Source organism: Okeania hirsuta (assembly GCF_003838195.1).
In the GTDB taxonomy this organism is placed as follows: domain Bacteria; phylum Cyanobacteriota; class Cyanobacteriia; order Cyanobacteriales; family Microcoleaceae; genus Okeania; species Okeania hirsuta.
In genome coordinates, this window is sequence record NZ_RCBY01000351.1 from 1 (window position 1) to 5,596 (window position 5,596).

The window sequence follows — 5,596 nt, forward strand, 5'->3', positions numbered from 1 at the left end:
CCGCCAGATGACCATCCCTAAGTCCGTATTGGCAGAACTGGTGCAAGAGATTCCGCAGTTGAGACCACAAATTTACTTTAAGTCATCCCTGACTGCTCTATCTCATGCAATGGAAGACCAGGTTTTAGCAAGCTCCGATCAACCTCTGGTAATTGCAACTTTTCAGCAAGAGCGTTTTTATCGTCAGGAAGCTCATCGTTATAGACGAATTGCTAACCTAACATCCCAAGTATATGTACTAGCAGCACCAGAAACAGCATTTAAAAATTCTTCTGAGTATTACGAAACAATAGCTTTTAATACTAAAGAGACTTTAAGTAAGGAATGGAATTTACTGGTACTTGGTCAACAGTATTCAAGTTGTTTGATTTGTAATGAGCGTTTTAATTCTGGTAAAAGTGATGAAACATCTGAGTTGATTGCCATGGATCAGGCACGTCGATTTGAAGGTATCTGGACTTTTGACCGTCAAGTATGTGTCCAAGCTGCTGAATTATTACTGAATAGAATACTCAGATATAGGCCACAGTTAGAAGAAAAAGTACAAGCAGCACGAGAAGTTTATAGCATCAATCTTGATGTAGAGATGGGAAGAAAATCTGCAAAAAGAAAATCTAGCTCTAATCGTCGTTACCTAAAAAAAGCTTCAGAAGTAGTTACTCAAAATCCTCAATTTAACGATCCTTTTGCCCAACGTTTGGTGACTTATTTGCAAGCAAGTCAATATAAGTTACTTAAAACATATCGCTCGATCGCTGTTCAGGAACAAAAACAGCGCCTGATTAATATTATTTCTAATGCCATGAGGCGATCGCTAGACTCTGATGAGATTATCAAAGTAGCAGTGCAAGAATTGGGAGAAGCACTTTTAGCTTGCCGATGCTTAATTTATCAATGTCGAGCTTTAGATGTCACAGTAACTATTACACATGAATATTTAAGTTCGTCAGTTACATCTGTGGTTAATCAAGAATGGCCTTTACAAGATAATCCTTTATTTCAAAAGGTTGTTCAAACTCAAGAGCAAGTCTATATAGAAGATACAAGCTTACTGCCTAATTATTGTTTGACAGAAACACCACAAGGCTCTAAAATAAAGGCCAAAAGTTGTCTCCAAACATTAATATCTCAATGGGAAATTAAGAGCTGGTTAATGGTACCTTTGCTTTATCAGGGAAGACTTTTAGGTATGGTGGAGTTACACCACTGTGGTTCATGTCCTCATCACTGGTCTGATGACAAAATAGATTTAGTAGAAGCGATCGCTACTCAATTAGGTATAACTTTGATCCAGGCGGAAACTTATGCCCACTTAGAAGAATTAAATCAACAATTAGAAGCTCTGGACCGGACTCGTAGTAATTTAATTGCAATTACTGGCCACGAGCTACGGACACCTTTATCAACTATTCAAGTTTGCCTTGAAAGTTTGAGTCAAGAACCAGATATGCCTGCAGAGTTACGTCAAGTTATGTTGGAAACTGCATTAGCAGATGCAGATAGAATGCGTCATCTTGTGCAAGATTTCTTAACATTGTCTCATTTAGAAAGTGGTACGGTTGAGTGGAATGTAGAATATCTGCCTCTATTAGAATGTGTTGATTTGGCTCTGAGTAGTATTCGTGCCCATCATTTACAAAGAGATTTACCGAATATTACTACTCAGGTATCGACAGAACTACCTTTAGTTTTAGCTGATGGAGAATGGTTAGTAGAGGTATTGTCAAAACTCCTGGATAATGCTTGTAAGTTTACTCAGTCTGAAGGAACAGTAATGATTGGGGCTACTTCTAATGGAGATAATATGTTGGAAGTGACAGTCTCTGATACTGGTCGTGGGATTGAACCTAAGCGCTTAGAAGCTGTATTTGATCGTTTTTATCAAGAGGAAGGTGCTTTACGGCGCAGTGTTGGTGGTACAGGTTTAGGTTTAGCCATTTGTCGGCAGATTATTACTCGCTTGGGAGGAAAAATTTGGGCAGAGTCAGCGGGTAAAAATCGGGGTAGTCAGTTTCACTTTACAATTCCAATTGTTAGTAATAGTGAAAAAATGGAGAGGGAAAATCAAACAAGAAGAAAGGAATCTAATTCATAAACTTAGCAGCTAGCAAAGTAGTAGTTTAGGTTTTAATGAATAGAGAAATGATTCATCTTCTAAAAAATGAAATTCTTGGTCCAATCCAGTTAATTGAAAAACCAATTGAATATCATCTTGGATATTGAACAGATATAATAGACATCCTCTTTTTTCAGAAATTTTTCGGATAATAACTAAAGTAGTTAATCCCAAATTATTAATTTGGTTTACTAATCCCATATCTATTATCCAGTATAAATTTCGTGTTTTGTCGATTAGTTTGTCTACTATTTGCTTGAGTTGATGACTTCTCTTTAAATCTAAGTTGCCTTGAGGGCGAAATAAAATTGCTTCCATATAGTCCGATATAATTCAATAAGTGAAGGTGAAAAATAGCTGTTCCTTATATATATAGTGTTAAAAATGCCTAATAAAGGTAATAAATATAATCAAGGGTAATGATCGGCTTTAACCAAAAGTTAGTTACTATAGTATTTCCAGTAAACAAAAAAAAAATTGCGTTTTTTATTCGAGAAAAAATATCTATAGCAATTTTCTTTAGGTTATGTCAAAATATTCTGAAAAAAGCAAAAAGTAACAATACTCAAAAAATGCTATATGTAGCAATCTTATTTGAGTTGTAAGATATTGTAGACTTTTAGAGAACAGGTTAACTAGGAGTCGAAAGTCGCTAATTTCTCACAAATAATTTAGGATTACTCTATTGACAGTAATTAACAATATAGTTTTATTATTCGATTCTTTATCTAGACTAAAATCAAGTCATAGTAAAATTCAAGAGGACTATTGCAATTACCCTCTTTTTTAACTTCAACCATAACCGAAAAAAAAGAATGATACTATCTTTAGTCGATGGCAATTAGTAATTAATGGCCTCAAGTCTGGCCAGAGTCCTAAAATATCCTTTTGTAACAGAACCTTACAATTTCTTAAACCTGGGTAACTGTGGTGATAGGATTCCATAAAAAGGTTCATATAAAAAATCTATGGCAGACGAACTAACAGGTCAACCCCCTATTTTCGGTGGCAGTACTGGTGGCTTACTGACCAAGGCCGAAGTTGAAGAAAAGTACGCTATTACCTGGACTAGCTCAAAAGAGCAGGTATTTGAGATGCCTACAGGTGGTGCAGCTATTATGAATGAAGGTGAAAACCTACTATACTTAGCTCGCAAAGAGCAATGCTTGGCCCTCGGCACTCAACTAAGGACTAAATTTAGGCCCAAAATTGAGGACTTCAAAATCTATCGGGTTTTCCCTGATGGTTCTACTGAGTATCTACATCCGAAAGATGGAGTCTTCCCTGAAAAGGTTAATGAAGGACGTCCTTATGCAGGTAAGATCGACCGTAACATTGGTCGTAACCCAGAACCTGCTGCTCTCAAGTTTACTGGTAAGAAACCATACGACTCATAGGTTGTGATTAATCAGTAGATAAAAGCGCACCGCTTGCTAGTCAATGGCTTCCTCAGCGTAAAGACGGAGCAAAAAAGCTTGGGTCGATTGTTTATATGAGATGCAACTCAACTTGTTTGATTTGTATATCTAGGCTGAGAGTCTGTGTTTAGCTCGGCGACATTAAATGCGCAGCGTTGCGTCAGCAAAATAATAATTTTCCGTTATAATCATGTGATTTAACGGCGAGAGTGTCAATTTCTATCATCACCTTGGCTTCCAGATATCTCATCTGAAGCTGAGGTTTTAATTTTATTAGAGTCGCTGCTGAATCTCAAATCTAAAACCTCAAAATTTATGATATTCCCAGACTTCTCCAAATTTTCCCAACTAGCAAAACAAGGTAACTTTGTTCCTGTCTACCAAGAATGGGTAGCAGACCTCGATACTCCTGTTTCTGCTTGGTATCGTGTATGCGCGGGTCAACCATACAATTTTTTACTAGAATCAGTTGAAGGTGGGGAGAAAATCGGACGCTATAGTTTTCTTGGCTGTGACCCATTGTGGACATTGGAAGTAAGAGGGGAACATACTACCCAAACTTACCGCGATGGCACAGTTAAAACTTTTGAGGGAGACCCCTTTGAAACTCTAGATAACTGTCTGCAAAAATATCAACCTGTCAAACTACCTCAACTACCACCTGATATTGGTGGCTTATTTGGTTTTTGGGGTTATGAGTTGATTCGGTGGATCGAACCTCGTGTACCTGTTTACCCATATACTGAAAATGATTTGCCTGATGGTTTGTGGATGCAGGTCGATAATCTTTTGGTTTTTGACCAGGTAAAACGGAAGATTTGGGCGATCGCCTATGCAGACCTCCGCTCTCCAGAGGTAGATTTAAAGGCAGCTTATCAACAAGCGTGCGATCGCGTTTCTCAGTTAGTAGATAAATTGCAATCTCCTCTATCACAACAAGATACTTTACTAGAATGGCAACCACCTGCTGGAAAAAGTCAAGAAGTTGGAGATATCTATAGTAGTAATACACCCCGCGAACAATTTTGTGCCAACGTTGAAAAAGCTAAAGACTACATCAAAGCAGGAGATATTTTTCAGGTAGTTATTTCGCAACAACTTTCAACGGAATATACAGGGGAGCCATTTGCTCTTTATCGTTCCCTGCGACTAATAAACCCTTCTCCGTACATGGCTTATTTTAATTTTGGTGATTGGCAAATCATTGGTTCGAGTCCGGAAGTTATGGTAAAAGCAGAAAATACCCCTGATGGCAAACGTCTTGCTACGGTGAGACCAATTGCCGGAACTCGTCCTCGTGGCAAAACTTATGCAGAAGATAATGCTTTAGCTGAGGAGTTGTTGCAAGACCCGAAAGAAAGAGCAGAACATATTATGTTGGTCGATCTAGGTCGGAATGATTTGGGGCGTGTTTGCCGAGTGGGAACAGTAAAAGTTGATGAATTAATGATAATTGAACGTTATTCTCATGTGATGCACATTGTTAGTAATGTGGTGGGAGAATTGGCAGATGAGAAAACTGTTTGGGATTTATTGAAGGCTTGTTTTCCAGCGGGTACTGTTAGCGGTGCGCCAAAAATTCGGGCGATGGAAATTATTAATGAATTAGAGTCTTGTCGCCGGGGTGCTTATTCTGGGGTTTATGGATATTATGATTTTGAGGGTCAGTTGAATAGTGCTATTACGATTAGAACTATGGTTGTTCGGCCGAAAAATGATGGTAAACACACGGTAACTGTGCAAGCGGGAGCTGGTTTGGTTGCGGATTCTGTGCCGGAAACAGAGTATGAGGAAAGTATTAATAAAGCTAGAGGTTTGTTGGAGGCAATTCGGTGTTTGAAAAAGAGTTGAAATAGCAATCAGCGGTCAGCGGTTAGCTATCAGCTTCTAGTTGCGTGTATAATGAGGGATACTCAAGAGAAGCCACTCCGCGTCTACAAACCCCCATTAACAAGCACTACGGGCTTTTTCAAATAAGCGTGGGGGACTTACAGCGCTTTTGCTGACTGATGAACCACATAGTCATAGCCAAAACCCTGTAAGGGCAAATGGGTATTCGCCC

The 5,596-nt window shown here is 38.6% G+C and carries 4 protein-coding genes; 3 read left to right on the plus strand and 1 reads right to left on the minus strand.

What is annotated here, in order from left to right:
• Positions 1-7: 7 nt before the first annotated feature.
• Positions 8-2,095, plus strand: a complete 2,088-nt coding sequence (locus tag D5R40_RS29905) for a DICT sensory domain-containing protein (RefSeq protein ID WP_124143705.1) — start codon at positions 8-10, stop codon at positions 2,093-2,095.
• Between the two features lie 9 nt (positions 2,096-2,104).
• Here the strand turns inward: D5R40_RS29905 and D5R40_RS29910 are convergent, their stop codons facing one another.
• Positions 2,105-2,434, minus strand: coding sequence for an STAS domain-containing protein (locus D5R40_RS29910; RefSeq protein ID WP_124143704.1), 330 nt, complete (start codon positions 2,432-2,434; stop codon positions 2,105-2,107).
• A gap of 650 nt (positions 2,435-3,084) precedes the next feature.
• Here D5R40_RS29910 and D5R40_RS29915 point away from each other — a divergent pair.
• Both D5R40_RS29915 and trpE read left to right on the plus strand, forming a co-directional pair.
• Positions 3,085-3,513: a photosystem I reaction center subunit II PsaD gene (locus D5R40_RS29915; RefSeq protein ID WP_124143703.1), complete on the plus strand. Its 429-nt coding sequence runs from the start codon at positions 3,085-3,087 to the stop codon at positions 3,511-3,513.
• Positions 3,514-3,849: 336 nt separating this feature from the next.
• Positions 3,850-5,385 (plus strand): anthranilate synthase component I, encoded by a 1,536-nt coding sequence (gene trpE, locus D5R40_RS29920; RefSeq protein ID WP_124143702.1) that lies wholly within the window; start codon positions 3,850-3,852, stop codon positions 5,383-5,385.
• Positions 5,386-5,596: the final 211 nt, after the last annotated feature.